This window comes from Burkholderia sp. BCC1047 (genome assembly GCF_902833155.1).
Taxonomy (GTDB): domain Bacteria; phylum Pseudomonadota; class Gammaproteobacteria; order Burkholderiales; family Burkholderiaceae; genus Burkholderia; species Burkholderia sola.
In genome coordinates, this window is record NZ_CADFEH010000038.1 from 60,846 (window position 1) to 78,259 (window position 17,414).

General features: G+C 61.0%; 31 protein-coding genes and 1 pseudogene. All 32 read right to left on the reverse strand.

What is annotated here, in order from left to right; all coding sequences use genetic code 11:
• Positions 1–24 precede the first annotated feature (24 nt).
• Positions 25–1,872: a protein-disulfide reductase DsbD gene (gene dsbD / locus HWX55_RS29880; RefSeq protein WP_175978351.1), complete on the reverse strand. Its 1,848-nt coding sequence runs from the start codon at positions 1,870–1,872 to the stop codon at positions 25–27.
• Positions 1,865–2,191 carry a divalent-cation tolerance protein CutA gene (cutA, locus tag HWX55_RS29885; RefSeq protein ID WP_124557466.1) on the reverse strand — a complete coding sequence of 109 codons (327 nt, stop codon included), beginning with the start codon at positions 2,189–2,191 and terminating at the stop codon, positions 1,865–1,867. The genes dsbD and cutA overlap by 8 nt, the downstream gene beginning before the upstream one ends.
• 199 nt (positions 2,192–2,390) lie before the next feature.
• A complete protein-coding gene (rplQ, locus tag HWX55_RS29890) occupies positions 2,391–2,786 on the reverse strand; it encodes a 50S ribosomal protein L17 (RefSeq protein WP_006477175.1) in 396 nt (131 codons plus the stop codon).
• Between the two features lie 148 nt (positions 2,787–2,934).
• On the reverse strand, positions 2,935–3,912 hold the full coding sequence (gene rpoA, locus HWX55_RS29895; protein WP_006477176.1) for a DNA-directed RNA polymerase subunit alpha: 978 nt from the start codon (positions 3,910–3,912) through the stop codon (positions 2,935–2,937).
• Positions 3,913–4,036: 124 nt separating this feature from the next.
• Positions 4,037–4,660, reverse strand: a complete 624-nt coding sequence (gene rpsD / locus HWX55_RS29900) for a 30S ribosomal protein S4 (protein WP_006477177.1) — start codon at positions 4,658–4,660, stop codon at positions 4,037–4,039.
• Positions 4,661–4,813: 153 nt separating this feature from the next.
• Positions 4,814–5,215, reverse strand: coding sequence for a 30S ribosomal protein S11 (gene rpsK / locus HWX55_RS29905; protein ID WP_004197937.1), 402 nt, complete (start codon positions 5,213–5,215; stop codon positions 4,814–4,816).
• Positions 5,216–5,243: 28 nt separating this feature from the next.
• Positions 5,244–5,609 (reverse strand): 30S ribosomal protein S13, encoded by a 366-nt coding sequence (gene rpsM, locus HWX55_RS29910; RefSeq protein WP_006477178.1) that lies wholly within the window; start codon positions 5,607–5,609, stop codon positions 5,244–5,246.
• Positions 5,610–5,647: 38 nt separating this feature from the next.
• Positions 5,648–5,764, reverse strand: coding sequence for a 50S ribosomal protein L36 (rpmJ, locus tag HWX55_RS29915; protein ID WP_004199844.1), 117 nt, complete (start codon positions 5,762–5,764; stop codon positions 5,648–5,650).
• Between the two features lie 20 nt (positions 5,765–5,784).
• Positions 5,785–6,003: a translation initiation factor IF-1 gene (gene infA / locus HWX55_RS29920; protein WP_004521905.1), complete on the reverse strand. Its 219-nt coding sequence runs from the start codon at positions 6,001–6,003 to the stop codon at positions 5,785–5,787.
• A gap of 7 nt (positions 6,004–6,010) precedes the next feature.
• Positions 6,011–7,360: a preprotein translocase subunit SecY gene (gene secY / locus HWX55_RS29925; protein WP_050013167.1), complete on the reverse strand. Its 1,350-nt coding sequence runs from the start codon at positions 7,358–7,360 to the stop codon at positions 6,011–6,013.
• A gap of 42 nt (positions 7,361–7,402) precedes the next feature.
• Positions 7,403–7,837, reverse strand: a complete 435-nt coding sequence (rplO, locus tag HWX55_RS29930) for a 50S ribosomal protein L15 (protein WP_175978352.1) — start codon at positions 7,835–7,837, stop codon at positions 7,403–7,405.
• A 26-nt stretch (positions 7,838–7,863) separates the two neighbouring features.
• Positions 7,864–8,046 carry a 50S ribosomal protein L30 gene (rpmD, locus tag HWX55_RS29935; protein WP_006400644.1) on the reverse strand — a complete coding sequence of 61 codons (183 nt, stop codon included), beginning with the start codon at positions 8,044–8,046 and terminating at the stop codon, positions 7,864–7,866.
• Between the two features lie 15 nt (positions 8,047–8,061).
• A complete protein-coding gene (gene rpsE / locus HWX55_RS29940; protein WP_006752931.1) occupies positions 8,062–8,580 on the reverse strand; it encodes a 30S ribosomal protein S5 in 519 nt (172 codons plus the stop codon).
• 14 nt (positions 8,581–8,594) lie between these two features.
• The gene (gene rplR / locus HWX55_RS29945; protein WP_006477183.1) at positions 8,595–8,960 is read right to left on the reverse strand and encodes a 50S ribosomal protein L18; all 366 of its coding nucleotides are present in this window, start codon (positions 8,958–8,960) and stop codon (positions 8,595–8,597) included.
• 12 nt (positions 8,961–8,972) lie between these two features.
• Entirely contained in the window at positions 8,973–9,503 is a 531-nt protein-coding gene (gene rplF, locus HWX55_RS29950) for a 50S ribosomal protein L6 (RefSeq protein ID WP_089466458.1), read from the reverse strand.
• Between the two features lie 18 nt (positions 9,504–9,521).
• Positions 9,522–9,917, reverse strand: a complete 396-nt coding sequence (gene rpsH / locus HWX55_RS29955; RefSeq protein WP_006477185.1) for a 30S ribosomal protein S8 — start codon at positions 9,915–9,917, stop codon at positions 9,522–9,524.
• 14 nt (positions 9,918–9,931) lie between these two features.
• On the reverse strand, positions 9,932–10,237 hold the full coding sequence (gene rpsN / locus HWX55_RS29960) for a 30S ribosomal protein S14 (protein WP_006482884.1): 306 nt from the start codon (positions 10,235–10,237) through the stop codon (positions 9,932–9,934).
• Positions 10,238–10,244: 7 nt separating this feature from the next.
• Positions 10,245–10,784, reverse strand: a complete 540-nt coding sequence (gene rplE / locus HWX55_RS29965; protein ID WP_006477186.1) for a 50S ribosomal protein L5 — start codon at positions 10,782–10,784, stop codon at positions 10,245–10,247.
• A 16-nt stretch (positions 10,785–10,800) separates the two neighbouring features.
• Entirely contained in the window at positions 10,801–11,109 is a 309-nt protein-coding gene (gene rplX / locus HWX55_RS29970; protein ID WP_006477187.1) for a 50S ribosomal protein L24, read from the reverse strand.
• A gap of 9 nt (positions 11,110–11,118) precedes the next feature.
• Positions 11,119–11,487 carry a 50S ribosomal protein L14 gene (gene rplN / locus HWX55_RS29975; RefSeq protein WP_006482918.1) on the reverse strand — a complete coding sequence of 123 codons (369 nt, stop codon included), beginning with the start codon at positions 11,485–11,487 and terminating at the stop codon, positions 11,119–11,121.
• A gap of 309 nt (positions 11,488–11,796) precedes the next feature.
• Positions 11,797–12,069 (reverse strand): 30S ribosomal protein S17, encoded by a 273-nt coding sequence (rpsQ, locus tag HWX55_RS29980; RefSeq protein WP_006477189.1) that lies wholly within the window; start codon positions 12,067–12,069, stop codon positions 11,797–11,799.
• Entirely contained in the window at positions 12,066–12,260 is a 195-nt protein-coding gene (gene rpmC, locus HWX55_RS29985) for a 50S ribosomal protein L29 (RefSeq protein WP_006400652.1), read from the reverse strand. The genes rpsQ and rpmC overlap by 4 nt, the downstream gene beginning before the upstream one ends.
• 9 nt (positions 12,261–12,269) lie before the next feature.
• Positions 12,270–12,686 (reverse strand): 50S ribosomal protein L16, encoded by a 417-nt coding sequence (gene rplP, locus HWX55_RS29990; RefSeq protein WP_006482873.1) that lies wholly within the window; start codon positions 12,684–12,686, stop codon positions 12,270–12,272.
• 2 nt (positions 12,687–12,688) lie between these two features.
• Positions 12,689–13,489, reverse strand: coding sequence for a 30S ribosomal protein S3 (gene rpsC / locus HWX55_RS29995; protein ID WP_006482899.1), 801 nt, complete (start codon positions 13,487–13,489; stop codon positions 12,689–12,691).
• A gap of 11 nt (positions 13,490–13,500) precedes the next feature.
• Positions 13,501–13,830: a 50S ribosomal protein L22 gene (gene rplV, locus HWX55_RS30000; RefSeq protein ID WP_004199272.1), complete on the reverse strand. Its 330-nt coding sequence runs from the start codon at positions 13,828–13,830 to the stop codon at positions 13,501–13,503.
• 12 nt (positions 13,831–13,842) lie between these two features.
• Complete coding sequence (gene rpsS / locus HWX55_RS30005) at positions 13,843–14,118, reverse strand: 30S ribosomal protein S19 (protein WP_004199273.1); 276 nt, start codon at positions 14,116–14,118, stop codon at positions 13,843–13,845.
• A 10-nt stretch (positions 14,119–14,128) separates the two neighbouring features.
• Positions 14,129–14,956: a 50S ribosomal protein L2 gene (gene rplB / locus HWX55_RS30010; protein ID WP_006482900.1), complete on the reverse strand. Its 828-nt coding sequence runs from the start codon at positions 14,954–14,956 to the stop codon at positions 14,129–14,131.
• Between the two features lie 2 nt (positions 14,957–14,958).
• Entirely contained in the window at positions 14,959–15,273 is a 315-nt protein-coding gene (rplW, locus tag HWX55_RS30015; RefSeq protein ID WP_004199275.1) for a 50S ribosomal protein L23, read from the reverse strand.
• Positions 15,270–15,890: a 50S ribosomal protein L4 gene (rplD, locus tag HWX55_RS30020; protein ID WP_006477192.1), complete on the reverse strand. Its 621-nt coding sequence runs from the start codon at positions 15,888–15,890 to the stop codon at positions 15,270–15,272. Before rplD ends, rplW begins: the two co-directional genes overlap by 4 nt.
• Positions 15,890–16,540, reverse strand: coding sequence for a 50S ribosomal protein L3 (gene rplC / locus HWX55_RS30025; RefSeq protein ID WP_006482922.1), 651 nt, complete (start codon positions 16,538–16,540; stop codon positions 15,890–15,892). Before rplC ends, rplD begins: the two co-directional genes overlap by 1 nt.
• 178 nt (positions 16,541–16,718) lie before the next feature.
• Positions 16,719–17,030 (reverse strand): 30S ribosomal protein S10, encoded by a 312-nt coding sequence (gene rpsJ, locus HWX55_RS30030; RefSeq protein WP_004199280.1) that lies wholly within the window; start codon positions 17,028–17,030, stop codon positions 16,719–16,721.
• 287 nt (positions 17,031–17,317) lie between these two features.
• Positions 17,318–17,414, reverse strand: a pseudogene (locus tag HWX55_RS30035) (elongation factor Tu); the annotation flags it as partial.

Below are 17,414 nucleotides of genomic sequence, written 5' to 3' on the forward strand. Positions count from 1 at the left end.
GCCGGTCGCCGTAGCCGGCCGTCGTCATACCGTCGGGACGGCCGCCCGATCGAGGCTGCGCAGGAACGTGTCGGCCGCCTGATAGCCGACCACGCGGCCGATCTCGCGGCCATTGCGATCGAAGAAGATGATGCCCGGCGGCCCGAACAGGTTGAAGCGCTTGAGCAGCGCCTGATCGTCCGGGTTGTTCGCGGTGACGTCCGCGCGCACGAGGTGAAGCTGCGCGAGCCGCGCCTGCACGCGCGCGTCGGTGAAGGTCAGATGCTCCATCTCCTTGCAGCTCACGCACCAGTCGGCGTAGAAGTCCAGCATCACCGGCTGGCCCGACGTCTTCAGCAGCGCGTCGAGTTCGCCGCTGGAGCGCACCGGGGCAAACGCGGGGCCGTCCTGCGCGGCAGCCGCGCCGGCCGTCGCCGCGCCGCCGAACGCCGCCGTACGCGCCGCCAGCACGGCCAGCGGCTTGACGGGATCGGTCGAGCCCGCAGCCAGGCCGACGAGCAGCGTCGCGGCCCAGATCGCGAGCGCGGCGCCTACGCCGCGGCCCAGGCGGCGCCAGATCGACGCGGCGCCGGCATTCGGCGTGAACAACCCGAGCGCTGCGGCGGCGATCAGCAGCCACAACGCCGCGAGCACCATCTTCAGCCCGCCCGCCAGCACCGGCCACACGATCCACAGCGCGGCCGCGAGCAGCACGATGCCGAAGAACACCTTCACGCCGTCCATCCACGCGCCTGCGCGCGGCAGCACCGTCCCCGCTCCGACGCCGACGACCAGCAGCGGCACGCCGAGGCCCAGCCCCATCGCGAACAGCGCCGCGCCGCCGAGCCACGCATTGCCGGTGTGCGCGATGAACGCGAGCACGGCGAACAGCGGCGCCGTCATGCACGCGCCGACGACCAGCGCCGACAACGCGCCCATCGCCGCGACCGCGACGAAGTGGCCGCCCTGGCGCGCGCTCGAGGCCTCGGCCGCGCCGTTCTGCCAGCGTTCCGGCAATGCGATGTCCTTGCCCGATATCAGCGACACCGCGAACGCGGTCAGCAGCACGCCAAACGCGCCGAGCACCCACGGGTTCTGCAACCATGCGCCGAGGCTCTGGCCGACCAGCGCGGCGGCGATGCCGAGCACCGTGTAGACCAGCGCCATGCCGACCACGTAGGTCAGCGACAGCGCGAAGCCGCGTGCATGCGTCGCGCGCGTGCCCTGGCCGATGATGATCGCGGACACGATCGGAATCATCGGGTACGAACACGGCAGCAGGCTCAGCACGACACCCGCGACGAAATAGAGCGCGACGATCGTGAAGAAGCCGTGGCCTTCGAGCAGCGACTGCGCGAAATCGGCGCTCGTGACCTTGTCGAACCAGCTGCCCGCGGCAGCCGTGTCGCCGGACGGCGACGCGGCGCCGAGCGCGGCGCCATCGACCTTCATCACGTGCTCGGCCGGCGGATAACAGATCCCTTCGTCCGCACACCCTTGCGACGTCACCGCGAGCTCGAACGGCCCGGCCGCCTGATTCACCGGCACGTGAACGACGACTTCATCGCGGTAGGTCTCGACGTCCTTCTGGAACGTCTGGTCGAACTTCACGTGGCCGGCCGGGAATTGCGGCTCGCCGAGCGTGGCCTGGCCGCTTTTCACCGCGAACGCGAAGCGCTCGCGGTACATGTAGTAGCCGTTGGCGATCTTGAAGCGGACGTCCACCTGTCCCGGCGATTCGCTCGCGCTGAACTTGAACGCAACCGACGGATCGAGGAAATCGTCGGCTGCACGCGCGGCGGACAACCCGCCCAGCACGAACACGAACGACAACAGGACCGCAAGAAACCGCAGCGCGCGCACGCGCACCGAAAGCGCCATACCGTTAAACATGAAATAGACGTTGAGTTTCGTTGGTCACCCATTGGCCATATGCGGCCGATGCCGTCGTCTGCCACGAGACGATTTCGGGCGTCTCGTACGGATGATGCGCGAGAATAAATCGCTCCAGTTCGAGCGCCCGAACCGGGCTCGTCTTGAACAGCAACTGGATCTCGTCGGCCGTTTCGACCTTGCCCTGCCAGTGATAGCGCGACTTGATCGTACCGAGCTCCGACACGCACGCGGCAAGCCGCGCGTCGAGCGCGCCGTCGGCGAGCGCCGCGGCCGTCGCCGCATCGGGGACCGTCGTCAGCATCAGCACCACTATCATCCGCTCTCCTCGCTGGTCTGCAGGCGCCTGCCGGCGCCGGTTACCCGTTCAGGGACCGCACCGGTTGCCCGTATCGTAGCGCAGCCCGCGCAACGCTGCCGGCACCAGCCTGCGACAATCGACCGCAACCGGCATCCCAAAAACAAAAAGGGCCAAGCAATCGCTCGGCCCCTTTCAGATCCTGCTGCGTACCGGAAGCTTATTCAGCTTCTTGCACGTTTTCCGTTTCGTCGACTTCCGGACGGTCGAGCAGTTCGACCAGTGCCATCGGTGCGTTGTCGCCCACGCGGAAGCCGAACTTCAGCACGCGCAGGTAGCCGCCCGGACGGTTCGCGAAACGCGGACCGAGCACGTCGAACAGCTTCGCGACCGAGTCACGATCGCGCAGGCGGTTGAACGCCAGGCGACGGTTTGCCAGCGACGGCTTCTTGCCGAGCGTGATCAGCGGCTCGACGACTTTACGGAGTTCCTTCGCCTTCGGCAGCGTCGTCTTGATGACTTCGTGCTCGATCAGCGAGTTGGACATGTTACGGAGCATAGCCAGACGGTGGCTGCTCGTGCGGTTCAGTTTCCGCAGACCATGACGATGGCGCATTTCAGTTTCCTTGATTCAAAGTTTTGGTCCAGCTCTTCTATCGCGCCTCGGAGGGCGCACGGGCCGGTAACGAAAAAAGCAAGATGCGGATTTTAAAGGAAAATCCGCATCTTTGCCAACTACAGCAATAGCCAGGCTACAACCGGGCTTACTTGTCGAGACCGGCCGGCGGCCAGTTCTCGAGCTTCATGCCCAGCGTGAGACCGCGCGAAGCGAGCACTTCCTTGATCTCGTTGAGCGACTTGCGACCGAGGTTCGGCGTCTTCAGCAGCTCGTTTTCCGTGCGCTGGATCAGATCGCCGATGTAGTAGATGTTCTCGGCCTTCAGGCAGTTCGCCGAACGAACCGTCAGCTCGAGATCGTCCACCGGACGCAGCAGGATCGGATCGATCTGCGGTGCACGCGACGGCGCTTCGGCTGCCGTTTCCGTGCCTTCCAGCGCCGCGAACACGGACAGCTGGTCGACCAGGATGCGGGCCGACTGGCGGATCGCTTCTTCCGGCGTGATCACGCCGCTCGTCTCGATGTTCATCACGAGCTTGTCGAGGTCGGTACGCTGCTCGACCCGTGCGCTTTCAACCGCATAGCTCACGCGGCGAACCGGCGAGAACGATGCGTCGAGGACGATGCGGCCGATGATCTTGGCCGTGTCTTCGCCGTAGCGACGGACGTTGCCGGGCACATAGCCGCGACCCTTTTCGATCTTGATCTGAACGTCGAGCTTGCCGCCCTTCGACAGGTGCGCAATCACGTGATTCGGGTTGATGACTTCGCAATCGTGCGCCAGCTCGATATCGCCGGCCGTCACGACGCCTTCACCTTCCTTGCGCAGCGTAACCGTCACTTCGTCACGGTTATGCAGCTTGAACACCACGCCCTTCAGGTTCAGCAGCAGGTTGACGACGTCTTCCTGCACGCCATCCAGCGTCGAGTACTCGTGCACCACGCCTGCGATCGTGACTTCGGTCGGCGCGTAGCCTACCATCGACGACAGCAGCACGCGGCGAAGCGCATTGCCCAAGGTGTGGCCGTAACCGCGTTCGAACGGTTCCATGACCACCCTCGCGTGGTTCTCGCCCAGCGATTCCACGGCGATGATCTTGGGTTTCAGCAAACTGGTTTGCATGGGCTTTCCTTTTCAATACCCTCGGCTCGTTACACCGATAAGGCTGACCGGTAACAACCAGAAAATAAACAGCCGAGGCCCCTCCTTGCGCAACGCAATCGGGGTACCTCGGCCGTCAATCGGATTAACGCGAATACAATTCGACGATCAGGCTTTCGTTGATGTCGCCTGCGATTTCAGCGCGTTCCGGCATTTGCTTGAACGTGCCTTCGAACTTCTTCGCATCGACTGCAACCCAGCTCGGCATGCCGCCTTGCTCGGCCAGCGACAGCGCTTCGACGATACGCGCCTGCTTCTTCGCCTTTTCGCGGATCGCGACGACGTCACCCGCCTTCACTTGCTGCGACGGGACGTTTGCGACGACGCCGTTCACGGTGATCGACTTGTGGCTCACCAGCTGACGCGCTTCAGCGCGGGTCGAGCCGAAGCCCATGCGATACACGACGTTGTCGAGACGCGACTCGAGCAGTTGCAGCAGGTTTTCACCCGTGTTGCCCTTGCGGCGATCGGCTTCAGCGAAGTAGCGACGGAACTGACGTTCCAGCACGCCGTAGATACGCTTGACCTTCTGCTTTTCGCGCAGCTGCGTACCGTAGTCGGACGTACGTGCGCCCGAGGTACGGCCGTGCTGGCCCGGCTTGCTGTCGAGCTTGCACTTGTCGGCGAGCGAGCGGCGCGCGCTCTTCAGGAACAGGTCGGTGCCTTCACGGCGGGACAGCTTGGCCTTGGGGCCGATATAACGTGCCACTTTGCATTCCTTTATCAATCGGTCACGCGGACGAAATCCGCGCTAGTCCGCTCCCTTTGGGGCGAACGGTGGGCTTAGTCAATCAAAAAAGCAACGCCCGTCGACGCTGAGCGGCGACAGGCAATGCGCTAGCACGAACGTGCCAGCACATCCTTAGATACGACGACGCTTCGGCGGACGGCAGCCGTTGTGCGGAATCGGGGTGACATCGGAAATCGCGGTGATCTTGATGCCGAGGCCGTGCAGTGCGCGCACTGCCGACTCGCGACCCGGGCCCGGGCCCTTGATCCGCACTTCCAGATTCTTCACGCCATATTCCATCGCGACGCGGCCAGCCGATTCGGCTGCGACCTGAGCGGCGAACGGCGTCGATTTGCGCGAGCCCTTGAAGCCCTGGCCGCCCGACGTCGCCCATGCCAGAGCGTTGCCTTGGCGATCGGTGATCGTGATGATCGTGTTGTTGAACGACGCGTGAACGTGAACCACGCCTTCAGCGACGTTCTTCTTAACCTTCTTGCGAACGCGTTGCGCCGCGGTGTTCGAAGCCTTAGCCATTACGTTTTCCTGTAACTGTCAGTTCCGCTTACTTCTTCAGCGCTTGCGCTGCACGACGCGGACCCTTGCGGGTACGTGCGTTCGTACGCGTACGCTGACCGCGCATCGGCAGGCCCTTGCGATGACGGACGCCACGGTAGCAACCGAGGTCCATCAGGCGCTTGATGTTCATCGTCACTTCACGGCGCAGATCGCCTTCGACGACAAACTTGCCCACTTCTTCACGCAGCTTTTCCAGGTCTGCGTCGGTCAGATCCTTGACCTTCTTCGAAAAATCGACGCCAGCTGCCACGCAGATGCTGCGCGAACGGGTGCGGCCGACACCAAAGATAGCCGTCAGGCCGATCTCGGTGTGCTGGTGATTCGGGATGTTAACCCCTGCGATACGAGCCATTGTTTTTCCTCAAACAAAAAGCGCAAACAAACGCGCGGTCAGCCTTGGCGCTGCTTGTGGCGCGGATCCGAGCTGCAGATCACGCGAACGACGCCTTTGCGCTTGATGATCTTGCAATTGCGGCAAATGCGCTTAACCGATGCCATCACTTTCATGATAATACCCTTTTTTCAAATCACTTCGCCCGGAACACGATCCGCGCACGAGACAGATCGTAAGGCGTCAACTCAACCGTCACCTTGTCGCCGGGCAGAATGCGGATGTAGTGCATCCGCATCTTTCCGGAAATATGCCCCAACACGACATGGCCGTTTTCCAGCTTCACACGGAAGGTCGCATTCGGGAGGTTTTCAATCACCTCGCCCTGCATCTGGATTACATCGTCTTTGGCCATAGTCCTTTCAACGCATCGGGATGTTGCCGCCCTTGAAGTTTGCCTTCTTGAGCAGAGACTCATACTGTTGCGACATAACGTACGACTGCACCTGCGCCATAAAGTCCATCGTGACGACGACAATGATCAGCAGCGACGTTCCACCAAAATAAAACGGCACGTTCCAGCGCAGCACCAGGAATTCCGGCAGCAGACACACGAAGACGATGTAGATCGCACCGGCCAGCGTCAGACGCGTGAGGATGCGGTCGATATATCGTGCGGTCTGATCGCCCGGACGGATGCCCGGAACAAACGCGCCGCTCTTCTTCAGGTTGTCCGCGGTCTCCCTGCTGTTGAACACCAGTGCGGTGTAGAAGAAGCAGAAAAACACGATTGCCAGCGTGTACAGCAGCACATAGACCGGCTGGCCCGGCTTCAGCGCTTCCGCAACGTTATGCAACGTATTGGAAATCCAGCTTCCCGTCGGCTGACCGGTACTGAACCAGCCGAGAATCGTTGCCGGGAACAGAATGATCGACGATGCAAAGATCGGCGGAATCACGCCCGACATGTTCAGCTTCAGCGGCAGATGCGACGACTGCCCACCGTAGATCTTGTTGCCGACCTGGCGCTTCGCGTAGTTCACGAGGATCTTGCGCTGACCGCGTTCGATGAACACGACCAGGTAAGTCACCGCGGCGATCAGAACGACGATGATGATCGCCGAAATGATGCTCATCGAACCCGTACGCACCAGCTCGAACAACCCGCCCACGGCATTCGGGAACCCTGCTGCGATCCCGCCGAAGATGATGATCGAGATACCGTTGCCCAGACCACGCTCGGTAATCTGCTCGCCGAGCCACATCAGGAACATCGTGCCCGTCACCAGCGTCACGACCGTCGTCAGACGGAACAGCGTGCCGGGATCGGTGACGAGGCCCGGCTGGTTTTCCAGCGCGGCCGCGATACCGAATGCCTGGAAGGTCGCGAGCACCACGGTGAAATACCGCGTGTACTGCGTGATCTTCCGTTGCCCTGCCTGCCCTTCCTTCTTCAGCGCCTCGAGCTGCGGCGAAACGATCGCCAGCAACTGCATGATGATCGACGCCGAAATGTACGGCATGATCCCCAGCGCGAAGATCGTGAAGCGGGAAAGTGCGCCACCCGAGAACATGTTGAACATGCCCAGGATGCCGCCCGCCTGGCTCTGGAACAGCTTGGCCAGTTGATCCGGATCGATGCCCGGCACGGGAATGTGCGCGCCGATGCGATAGACGATCAGCGCCAGGAGCAGGAACATCGCTCGCCGGCGCAGATCGCCGAATTTCGCCGTGCTTCGACCGGGTTTTGCAAGACTCGGGCTGTTAGCCAAGTACCTTCTCCGATGAATGCAAGTGACGACGCGCTACGCGTGTCACTCGGCGAACGAACCGCCAGCCGCTTCGATCGCAGCGCGCGCACCCTTGGTGGCACCGAGACCCTTCACGACGATCTTGCGCTTCAGTTCGCCCGTCGCGATGATCTTTGCGCTCTTCGTCAGCTCGCCGACCAGGCCGGCTTGCTTCAGTGCGAGCAGATCGATCTCGTCGACCAGCAGCTTCTCGAGGTCGCCCAGGCGCACTTCACCGACGAATTCCTTCGTCAGCGACGTGAAGCCGCGCTTCGGCAGACGACGTTGCAGCGGCATCTGACCGCCTTCGAAACCGACTTTGTGGAAGCCGCCCGAACGCGATTTCTGACCCTTGTGACCACGGCCAGCCGTCTTGCCGAGGCCCGAACCGATGCCACGACCGACGCGACGCTTGGCGTGCTTGGCGCCAGCTGCCGGCTTCAGGTTATTCAATTCCATATCAACTCCTTGATCCGTAGGGCCGCTTACGCGATGACCTTAACGAGGTACGAGACCTTGTTGATCATGCCGCGGACCGCCGGCGTGTCCTGCAGCTCGCTAACCGAGTTGAGTCGGCGCAGGCCCAGGCCACGCACGGTCGCGCGGTGCGATTCGCGGGTCCCGATCAGGCTCTTCACGAGCTGAACCTTGACAGTTTTTTCAGACATGGTGACCACCCGGGCTTAGCCCAAAATATCTTCGACGGACTTGCCGCGCTTCGCCGCGATGTCTGCCGGGGTCGACTGCTTGCGCAGGCCGTCCAGCGTGGCGCGAACGAGGTTGTACGGGTTCGTCGAACCGTGGCTCTTCGCCACGACGTTCTGAACGCCCATCACGTCGAACACTGCGCGCATCGGGCCGCCGGCGATCACGCCCGTACCTGCCTTCGCCGGAGCGAGGAGGACAGCGGATGCGCCGTGCTTGCCGTGCACTTCGTGCTGCAGCGTGCCGTTCTTGAGCGGCACCTTGAACATGTTGCGGCGAGCTTGTTCCATTGCCTTCTGGACAGCGACCGGCACTTCCTTCGCCTTGCCCTTGCCCATACCGATGCGGCCATCACCGTCGCCAACCACGGTCAGTGCGGCGAAGCCGAGAATACGGCCACCCTTCACGACCTTGGTCACGCGATTGACCGAAATCATCTTTTCGCGAAGGCCGTCGTCGCGCTCGTCAGCCTGAACTTTCGCTTGCATCTTTGCCATGACGAATTCCTTCCTTAGAACTTGAGCCCAGCTTCGCGAGCTGCCTCAGCCAGCGCCTTGACGCGGCCGTGGTAGCGGAAGCCCGAGCGGTCGAAGGCGACGGATTCGATGCCGGCAGCCTTTGCCTTTTCGGCAATACGCTTGCCGATCAGCGTCGCGGCATTGACGTTGCCGCCCTTGCCCGACTTGTCGGCCAGTTCTGCGCGCACTTCTGCCTCGAGCGTCGACGCGCTGGCGAGCACCTTGGTGCCGCAGGGCGAGAACACTTGAGCGTAGATGTGCGTGTTCGTGCGATGCACGGCGAGACGCGCGACCTGCAGCTCAGCGATCTTGATACGCGTCTGGCGAGCGCGGCGCAGGCGAGATTGAGTCTTATCCATGATTGCGCACCCTTACTTCTTCTTCGTTTCTTTGAGGATCACAACCTCGTCGGCATAACGCACGCCCTTGCCCTTGTAGGGCTCCGGCGGACGGTAACCGCGGACTTCCGCAGCCACTTGACCGACTTGTTGCTTGTTGATCCCCTTGATCACGATTTCGGTTTGCGTCGGGGTTTCAGCCTTGACGCCTTCCGGCATCTGGTGCACCACCGGGTGCGAGAAACCCAGCGACAGGTTCAGCTTGTCGCCTTGCGCTTGCGCACGGTAACCGACGCCAACCAGCGTCAGCTTGCGCTCGAAACCCTTGGTCACGCCGTGCACGGCATTCGCGATGATCGCGCGCATCGTGCCCGACAGTGCATTTGCTTCGCGGCTTTCGTCGACCGGCGACAGATTCAGCGTGCCGTCGTTGTTCGCCACGTTCACGAGCGGATTGATCGCTTGCGTGATGGTGCCCAGCGGGCCCTTGACGATGATTGCACCGTCGGCCAGCTTGACTTCCGCGCCTTGCAGCGCGATCGGGCTCTTACCTACTCGAGACATGTTTCTCTCTCCTCGGCTTTAAGCGACGTAGCAGATGACTTCGCCGCCGACGCCGGTAGCGCGCGCCTTGCGGTCGGTCATCACGCCCTTCGGCGTCGACACGATTGCCACACCGAGGCCATTCATGACCTGCGGAATGTCGTTGCGGCCGCGGTACACGCGCAGACCAGGCTTCGACACGCGCTCGAGGCGTTCGATGACCGGGCGACCTGCGTAGTACTTCAGCGCGATATTCAGTTCGGACTTCGCACCTTCCGCCTTCACGGCGAAATCGTCGATATAGCCTTCGTCCTTCAGGACTTGCGCGATTGCAACCTTGACCTTCGACGAGGGCATCGCGACCGATACCTTCTCGACCATCTGCGCGTTGCGGATGCGAGTCAGCATATCGGCGATAGGATCACTCATGCTCATTTACGTTTCTCCTATTACCAGCTCGCCTTGGTCAGGCCAGGAATCTCGCCACGGAATGCGATTTCACGAATCTTGTTACGCGCGAGGCCGAATTTACGGAACGTGCCACGCGGACGGCCCGTGATCGCGCAGCGGTTACGCTGGCGGGTCGGGTTTGCGTTGCGGGGCAGTTGCTGCAGCTCCAGGCGTGCTTCGTAGCGCTCTTCTTCCGACTTGCTTTGGTCTTCGACGATCGCCTTCAGCGCTTCGCGCTTTGCTGCGAACTTCGCGACCAGGCGGGCGCGCTTCTTTTCACGTTCGATCAGTGCCAGTTTAGCCACGGTAACCTCAGTTTCTGAACGGGAACTTGAAGCTGGCGAGCAGAGCCTTTGCTTCGTCGTCGGTCTTCGCAGTCGTCGTGATGCTGATGTTCAGCCCACGCAGTGCGTCGATCTTGTCGTAATCGATTTCGGGGAAAATGATCTGCTCTTTCACACCGATGTTGTAGTTGCCACGGCCATCGAAAGCACGACCCGACACACCGCGGAAGTCACGCACGCGGGGCAGGGCAACCGTCACGAAACGGTCGAGGAATTCGTACATCGCCTGGCCACGCAGCGTCACCATCGCGCCGATGGGATAACCCTGGCGGATCTTGAAGCCTGCGATTGCCTTGCGAGCCTTCGTGACGACCGGCTTCTGGCCGGCGATCTTCGTGAGGTCGCCAACGGCGTTCTCGATGATCTTCTTGTCAGCGATCGCTTCGCCAAGACCCATGTTCAGCGTGATCTTGGTGATGCGCGGCACTTCCATGACCGACTTGTAACCGAACTTCTCGATCAGGCCGGGCACAACCTTTTCTTTGTAAAACTCTTGAAAACGAGCCATTTTTTACTCCGCTGCGTCAGGCGCTCAGTACGGCACCGGTCGTCTTCAGGAAGCGAACCTTCTTGCCTTCCTCGACCTTGATGCCAACACGCGACGCCTTGCCATTCGCGTCGACCAGTGCGACGTTCGAAATATGCAGGGGCATCGTCTTCGCTTCCACGCCGCCCGTCGTACCCTTCATCGGGTTCGGCTTCACATGCTTCTTGACGAGGTTGATACCTTCAACCGTCACATGTTCAGCACCGACAGCCAGCACGACGCCGCGCTTGCCCTTGTCCTTGCCAGTGACGACGATGACTTCGTCACCTTTGCGAATCTTGTTCATCGCGACTCCTTACAGCACTTCCGGCGCCAGCGAAACGATCTTCATGAATCGTTCGCTACGCAGCTCACGCGTGACCGGCCCGAAGATACGGGTGCCGATCGGCTCGAGCTTGTTATTCAAAAGCACAGCGGCGTTGCCGTCGAACTTGATCAGCGAGCCGTCTTGACGGCGCACGCCCTTGGCGGTGCGAACCACCACGGCGTTGTAGATTTCGCCTTTCTTCACGCGCCCGCGCGGCGTTGCCTCTTTGACGCTCACCTTGATGATGTCGCCAATGCCGGCATAACGACGCTTCGAGCCGCCGAGCACCTTGATGCACAGGACTTCACGTGCACCCGTGTTGTCGGCTACTTCGAGCCGAGATTCGGTCTGGATCATGGTTTGTCTTTCCCAACTTAATCCGGATGCACCACCATGATGCATTCGGTCAGTCTTGGTCCCGTCAGCCAATCGGCTGCTTGGGTTGGAACAGCAGCGACGGCAAACGAAACCCGCCATCGCAATTCGGTGAATCTTTCGGACAGGCAGGCGCCAGTCCGCTTCCCCCACCAACTTCGCCCGCGACGGGGCTCCCATAAAGAGGGAAGACCAGGATTATAACAAATAATCCTGGTCCCGCAAGCAAAAACTTTGCGATTTCAAGCACTTCGTGACGAAGTGCCCGTTACTGCCTACTGCGCTGCCCGCTTAGATGACGCGAGCGGCTTCGACGAGGCGCGACACCGTCCAGGCCTTCGTCTTCGAAACAGGACGCGTTTCCTGGATTTCGACGAGATCGCCTTCGTTGTAGGTGTTCGCTTCATCGTGCGCGTGGTACTTCTTCGAGCGCACGACATACTTGCCGTAGATCGGGTGCTTGACGCGGTGCTCGATCAGCACGGTGACGGTCTTGTCCATCTTGTTGCTGACGACCCGACCGACCAGCGTCCGCTTCAGCGAGGTTTTCACGCTATCGTTCATTTCTGGTTCGCCTTCTGAGTCATGACGGTCCGCACACGTGCGATGTCGCGACGAACCTTCTTCAGCTGGCTCGTGTTCGTGAGCTGCTGGGTCGCGAGTTGCATGCGCAGGCCGAATTGCGCCTTCAGCAGGTCCGCCAGCTCCTTGTTGAGCGCGGCCTGGTCTTTCTGGAGAAGTTCGGAAGCCTTCATGTTTTCTCCTTAGGCGCCGAGCTGGCGCACGATGAATGCCGTCTTCAGCGGCAGCTTGGCTGCGGCCAGACGGAACGCTTCGCGTGCCAGTTCTTCGGTTACGCCGTCCATTTCATAGAGCATCTTGCCCGGCTGAATCTCGGCGACGTAGTACTCCGGGTTACCCTTACCGTTACCCATACGCACTTCGGCCGGCTTCTGCGAAATCGGCTTGTCCGGGAAGATCCGGATCCAGATGCGGCCGCCACGCTTAATGTGACGCGTCATTGCACGACGCGCCGCTTCAATCTGACGTGCGGTCAAACGACCGCGACCGATCGCCTTCAGGCCGAATTCACCGAACGACACTGCGTTGCCGCGCGTCGCCTTGCCGGTGTTACGACCCTTCTGCTCTTTACGATACTTTCTGCGTTTCGGTTGCAGCATCGTTATTCTCCAGTCTTGCCGTCTTCGGGCTTGCCGGCGCCACGGCGCGGTGCGCCACGACGAGCACCCGGAGCGCCGCCTTCGCCGTCACGGCGCGGACGACGGTCGCCCGGACGCGCATTGCGACGCGGACGCTTGTCTTCGGCTACTTCTTCCACCACCGGTGCGTCGTTGCGGCCGAGCGTATCGCCCTTGTAGACCCACACCTTGACGCCGATGATCCCGTAAGTCGTCTTCGCTTCCGAAGTCGCGTAGTCGATATCAGCACGCAGCGTGTGAAGCGGCACGCGACCTTCGCGATACCACTCCGTACGAGCGATTTCGATACCGTTCAGACGGCCTGCGCTCATGATCTTGATGCCTTGGGCACCCAGACGCATCGCGTTCTGCATCGCACGCTTCATCGCGCGACGGAACATGATCCGGCGCTCGAGCTGTTGCGTGATCGAGTCAGCGATCAACTGAGCATCGGTTTCCGGCTTGCGGATTTCTTCGATGTTGACGTGAACCGGCACGCCCATGCGGCGTTGCAGTTCCGTCTTCAGCTGTTCGATATCCTCGCCCTTCTTGCCGATGACCACGCCCGGACGCGAGCTGTAAATCGTGATGCGCGCGTTCTTCGCCGGGCGCTCGATGACGACCCGACCGACCGAAGCGTTCTTCAGCTTCTTCTTCAGGTACTCACGAACACCGATGTCTTCCTGCAGCATCGCCGCGAAATTGTTGTTGTTCGCGTACCAACGCGAAGCCCAATTGCGGCTGACAGCCAGGCGGAAGCCAGTCGGATGAATTTTCTGTCCCATCGTATGGCTCCTTAATTCCCGACCGTCACAGTGATGTGACAGGATTGCTTCTCGATGCGGTTACCGCGGCCCTTGGCGCGCGCGGTGAAACGCTTGAGCGATGCAGCCTTGTCGACGTAGATGCTCTTGATCTTGAGCTCGTCGATATCAGCGCCTTCGTTGTGCTCCGCATTCGCGATTGCCGACAGCACAACCTTCTTCACGATGCCAGCCGCCTTCTTCGGCGAGAACGTCAGAACGTTCAGCGCCTTGTCGACCGGCAAACCGCGGATCTGGTCAGCCACAAGGCGCGTTTTCTGCGCCGAGATGCGGGCACCGCGATGAATTGCTTTCACTTCCATCTTGATTGCCCCTTATTTCTTGGCCTTCTTGTCGGCTGCGTGACCCTTGAACGTACGGGTCAGTGCGAACTCGCCAAGCTTGTGGCCGACCATGTTTTCCGAGATGTACACCGGAACGTGTTGACGGCCGTTGTGAACAGCGATCGTCAGGCCGATGAAATCCGGCAGAATCGTCGAGCGACGCGACCAGGTCTTGATCGGCTTTTTGTCGCGCGAAGCTGCAGCCGCCTCAACTTTCTTCAGCAAATGGGCGTCGCAGAACGGACCTTTTTTAACAGAACGTGCCATTGCCTACTCCTTAACGCTTGTGACGGCGCTGGACGATCATCGTCGTCGTGCGCTTGTTGCTGCGGGTGCGGTAACCCTTAGCCGGCGTACCCCACGGGCTCACCGGGTCGCGACCTGCAGCCGTCTTGCCCTCACCACCACCGTGCGGGTGATCGACCGGGTTCATCGCAACGCCACGCACCGTCGGGCGGATACCGCGCCAGCGGTTCGCGCCAGCCTTGCCGATCTGGCGCAGGCTATGCTCTTCGTTGCCGACTTCACCGATCGTTGCACGGCACTCGATGTGCACGCGGCGGATTTCGCCCGAACGCAGACGAACCTGCGCGTAGACGCCTTCACGTGCGAGCAGCATGGCCGACGTGCCAGCCGAACGCGCCATTTGCGCGCCCTTGCCCGGCAGCATCTCGATGCAGTGGATCGTCGTACCGACCGGAATGTTGCGGATCGGCAGCGTGTTGCCTGCACGGATCGGCGCTTCCGAACCCGACATCAGCTGTTGGCCGACGGTCAGGCCCTTCGGGGCGATGATGTAGCGACGTTCGCCGTCTGCGTAGAGCACCAGCGCGATGTTCGCGCTGCGGTTCGGGTCGTACTCGAGACGTTCGACCTTTGCCGGGATGCCGTCCTTCGTGCGACGGAAATCGACGATACGGTAGTGCTGCTTGTGACCACCACCCTTGTGACGCGTGGTGATACGACCGTTGTTGTTACGGCCGGCGGTCGAGCTCTGCGAGTCGAGCAGTGCCGCGAACGGCTTGCCCTGGTGCAGGTTCTTGTTGACCACCTTGACCATCGCGCGGCGACCCGGCGATGTCGGCTTAACTTTAACGATTGCCATGATTACTTGGCCTCCGCTTCAAAGTTGATTTCCTGGCCGGGCTTCAGGCAAACGTACGCCTTCTTCACGTCCTTGCGGCGGCCCATCGAACGGCCGAAGCGCTTTTGCTTGCCCTTCTGAACCAGCACGTTGACCGAATCAACTTCAACCTTGAACAGCAGCTCGACAGCCGCCTTCACTTCCTGCTTCGTGGCATCCGGTGCGACTTCGAACACGACTTGCTCGTTCTTGTCGGCAACCAGCGTCGCCTTTTCCGAGATCACCGGTGCGAGCAGGACCTGCATCAAACGATGATCGTTCTTGCGAATCTCGCTCATGACAGCAACTCCTCGATCTGGGCGACCGCAGCCTTCGTGACCAGCACTTTCTTGAAGTAGATCAGCGACAGCGGGTCAGCGTAGCGCGGCTCGACAATCGCCACGTGCGGCAGGTTGCGCGAAGCCAGGTACAGGTTCTCGTCGACCGTGTCCGTGATGATCAGAACGGAGTCGAGACCCATGGTCTTGAATTTGTCGGCCAGCAGCTTGGTCTTCGGCGCTTCGAGGATGATGTCCTCGACGACCGACAGACGGCCTTCACGGGCCAGCTGCGAGAAGATCGAGCAGAGACCTGCGCGATGCATCTTCTTGTTGACCTTGTGCGAGAAGTTTTCTTCCGGCGAATTCGGGAAGATACGACCACCGCCACGCCACAGCGGGCTCGACGACATACCGGCACGAGCGCGGCCCGTACCCTTCTGGCGCCACGGCTTCTTGGTCGTGTGCTTGACTTGCTCGCGGTCCTTCTGTGCGCGGTTACCCTGGCGAGCATTCGCCTGGTAAGCGACGACGACCTGGTGGATCAGCGCTTCGTTGTAGTCACGACCGAACACGACGTCCGATGCGTTGACCACTGCACCTTCCTGACCATTTTCGTTCAGGAGCTTGAGTTCCATTATTTCGCCCCCTTGGTCTTGACGGCCGGCGTCACGAAGACCTTGCCGCCCTTCGCGCCCGGAATCGCACCCTTCACGAGCAGCAGCTTGCGCTCTGCGTCGATACGAGCGATTTCGAGGTTCTGCACCGTCACCGTCACGTCACCCATGTGACCCGTCATGCGTTTACCCGGGAAAACACGACCCGGATCCTGCGCCATACCGATCGAGCCCGGCACGTTGTGCGAGCGCGAGTTACCGTGCGTGGCACGGCCGGAGGAGAAGTTGTAACGCTTGATCGTACCGGCGTAGCCCTTACCGATCGACACGCCTTGCACGTCGACCTTCTGGCCCACTTCGAAAAGATCTGCACCGACCACGGCGCCATTCGACAGCTCGGCTGCCTTGGCCGCGTCAATGCGGAATTCCTTGAGGATTTCACCGGCTTCGACACCGGCTTTGGCGAGATGACCTGCCAGCGGCTTCGTCACGCGCGATGCGCGGCGGGAGCCGAATGCAACCTGCACGGCCGTGTAGCCGTCGGTTTCAACAGTCTTGATCTGCGTCACGCGGTTGTCCGACACGTCCAGCACGGTGACGGGAATCGAATCCCCTTCCGCCGTGAAGATACGGGTCATGCCAACCTTGCGACCTACGAGTCCAAGGCTCATCATTTTCTCCATTCCCGACTGCGATTGGTCGGGGCTGATTTACAAAATGCCGGGCACGCAAGGCCCAACTTTTTTACGCGAATACGCGAAAAGCCAAGCAGTATAGCCCGACTTCTCGATTTCCGCAAGCAATACAAAGACTTAGCGCCGCCCGGCATGCCGACCGGCGCTGGAAGCCTTACTGCAGCTTGATTTCCACGTCGACGCCAGCCGGCAGATCGAGCTTCATCAGCGCGTCAACGGTCTTGTCCGTCGGGTCGACGATGTCCATCAGGCGCTGGTGGGTGCGGATTTCGAGCTGATCGCGCGACGTCTTGTTGACGTGCGGCGAACGCAGGATGTCAAAACGCTGAATGCGCGTCGGCAGCGGCACCGGGCCACGGACGATTGCGCCAGTCCGCTTCGCGGTATCGACGATTTCGGCAGCCGATTGATCGATCAGACGATAGTCGAATGCCTTCAGGCGAATGCGGATTTTCTGTTGCTGCATGACAATTCCTTGAAAAGAGCGAGGCGATGTTGCATCGCCGGACACTAAAAGAACGTGAAACATGACACCAGCGGGGAGCGAAGCATCAGGTTCCGGACAGGACTTCCACTGCTAAGCCCGCGATTCTACACGAAAATTCGCGGTGGTGGTGGGCGTTTGTCAATAGAGCGATTCGCACGCCACAAAGAAAAACCGGGTGCCAGATCGAACTGGACACCCGGTTTCGACGGTACACAGCTGCTTACCGTGGAATCGCAGACCCCGTCGGGATCCGCGGATCGTCGATCTTACTCGATGATCTTGGCGACGACGCCGGCGCCGACGGTACGGCCGCCTTCGCGGATCGCGAAGCGCAGACCTTCTTCCATCGCGATCGGAGCGATC

Bases quoted from the DNA above. Each gene is read 5' to 3' on its own strand.
- rpsC (WP_006482899.1), bottom strand. From the start codon at position 13,489: ATGGGACAGAAAATTCATCCGACTGGCTTCCGCCTGGCTGTCAGCCGC.
- rpmD (WP_006400644.1), bottom strand. From the start codon at position 8,046: ATGTCTGAAAAAACTGTCAAGGTTCAGCTCGTGAAGAGCCTGATCGGG.
- rpsM (WP_006477178.1), bottom strand. From the start codon at position 5,609: ATGGCTCGTATCGCAGGGGTTAACATCCCGAATCACCAGCACACCGAG.
- rplD (WP_006477192.1), bottom strand. From the start codon at position 15,890: ATGGAACTCAAGCTCCTGAACGAAAATGGTCAGGAAGGTGCAGTGGTC.
- rplO (WP_175978352.1), bottom strand. From the start codon at position 7,837: ATGGAATTGAATAACCTGAAGCCGGCAGCTGGCGCCAAGCACGCCAAG.
- rpsE (WP_006752931.1), bottom strand. From the start codon at position 8,580: ATGGCAAAGATGCAAGCGAAAGTTCAGGCTGACGAGCGCGACGACGGC.
- rpoA (WP_006477176.1), bottom strand. From the start codon at position 3,912: ATGCAAACCAGTTTGCTGAAACCCAAGATCATCGCCGTGGAATCGCTG.
- rpmJ (WP_004199844.1), bottom strand. From the start codon at position 5,764: ATGAAAGTGATGGCATCGGTTAAGCGCATTTGCCGCAATTGCAAGATC.
- rpsS (WP_004199273.1), bottom strand. From the start codon at position 14,118: ATGGCACGTTCTGTTAAAAAAGGTCCGTTCTGCGACGCCCATTTGCTG.
- cutA (WP_124557466.1), bottom strand. From the start codon at position 2,191: ATGATAGTGGTGCTGATGCTGACGACGGTCCCCGATGCGGCGACGGCC.
- rplN (WP_006482918.1), bottom strand. From the start codon at position 11,487: ATGATCCAGACCGAATCTCGGCTCGAAGTAGCCGACAACACGGGTGCA.
- dsbD (WP_175978351.1), bottom strand. From the start codon at position 1,872: ATGTTTAACGGTATGGCGCTTTCGGTGCGCGTGCGCGCGCTGCGGTTT.
- rplV (WP_004199272.1), bottom strand. From the start codon at position 13,830: ATGGAAGTGAAAGCAATTCATCGCGGTGCCCGCATCTCGGCGCAGAAA.
- rpsK (WP_004197937.1), bottom strand. From the start codon at position 5,215: ATGGCTAAGGCTTCGAACACCGCGGCGCAACGCGTTCGCAAGAAGGTT.
- rplB (WP_006482900.1), bottom strand. From the start codon at position 14,956: ATGGCAATCGTTAAAGTTAAGCCGACATCGCCGGGTCGCCGCGCGATG.
- rplE (WP_006477186.1), bottom strand. From the start codon at position 10,784: ATGGCTCGTTTTCAAGAGTTTTACAAAGAAAAGGTTGTGCCCGGCCTG.
- rplW (WP_004199275.1), bottom strand. From the start codon at position 15,273: ATGAGCGAGATTCGCAAGAACGATCATCGTTTGATGCAGGTCCTGCTC.
- rplQ (WP_006477175.1), bottom strand. From the start codon at position 2,786: ATGCGCCATCGTCATGGTCTGCGGAAACTGAACCGCACGAGCAGCCAC.
- rplX (WP_006477187.1), bottom strand. From the start codon at position 11,109: ATGAACAAGATTCGCAAAGGTGACGAAGTCATCGTCGTCACTGGCAAG.
- rpsH (WP_006477185.1), bottom strand. From the start codon at position 9,917: ATGAGCATGAGTGATCCTATCGCCGATATGCTGACTCGCATCCGCAAC.
- rplF (WP_089466458.1), bottom strand. From the start codon at position 9,503: ATGTCTCGAGTAGGTAAGAGCCCGATCGCGCTGCAAGGCGCGGAAGTC.
- rpsJ (WP_004199280.1), bottom strand. From the start codon at position 17,030: ATGCAGCAACAGAAAATCCGCATTCGCCTGAAGGCATTCGACTATCGT.
- rplR (WP_006477183.1), bottom strand. From the start codon at position 8,960: ATGGATAAGACTCAATCTCGCCTGCGCCGCGCTCGCCAGACGCGTATC.
- rplP (WP_006482873.1), bottom strand. From the start codon at position 12,686: ATGCTGCAACCGAAACGCAGAAAGTATCGTAAAGAGCAGAAGGGTCGT.
- infA (WP_004521905.1), bottom strand. From the start codon at position 6,003: ATGGCCAAAGACGATGTAATCCAGATGCAGGGCGAGGTGATTGAAAAC.
- rpsQ (WP_006477189.1), bottom strand. From the start codon at position 12,069: ATGAACGATAGCGTGAAAACCTCGCTGAAGCGGACGCTGGTCGGTCGG.
- rpmC (WP_006400652.1), bottom strand. From the start codon at position 12,260: ATGAAGGCTTCCGAACTTCTCCAGAAAGACCAGGCCGCGCTCAACAAG.
- rplC (WP_006482922.1), bottom strand. From the start codon at position 16,540: ATGAGCCTTGGACTCGTAGGTCGCAAGGTTGGCATGACCCGTATCTTC.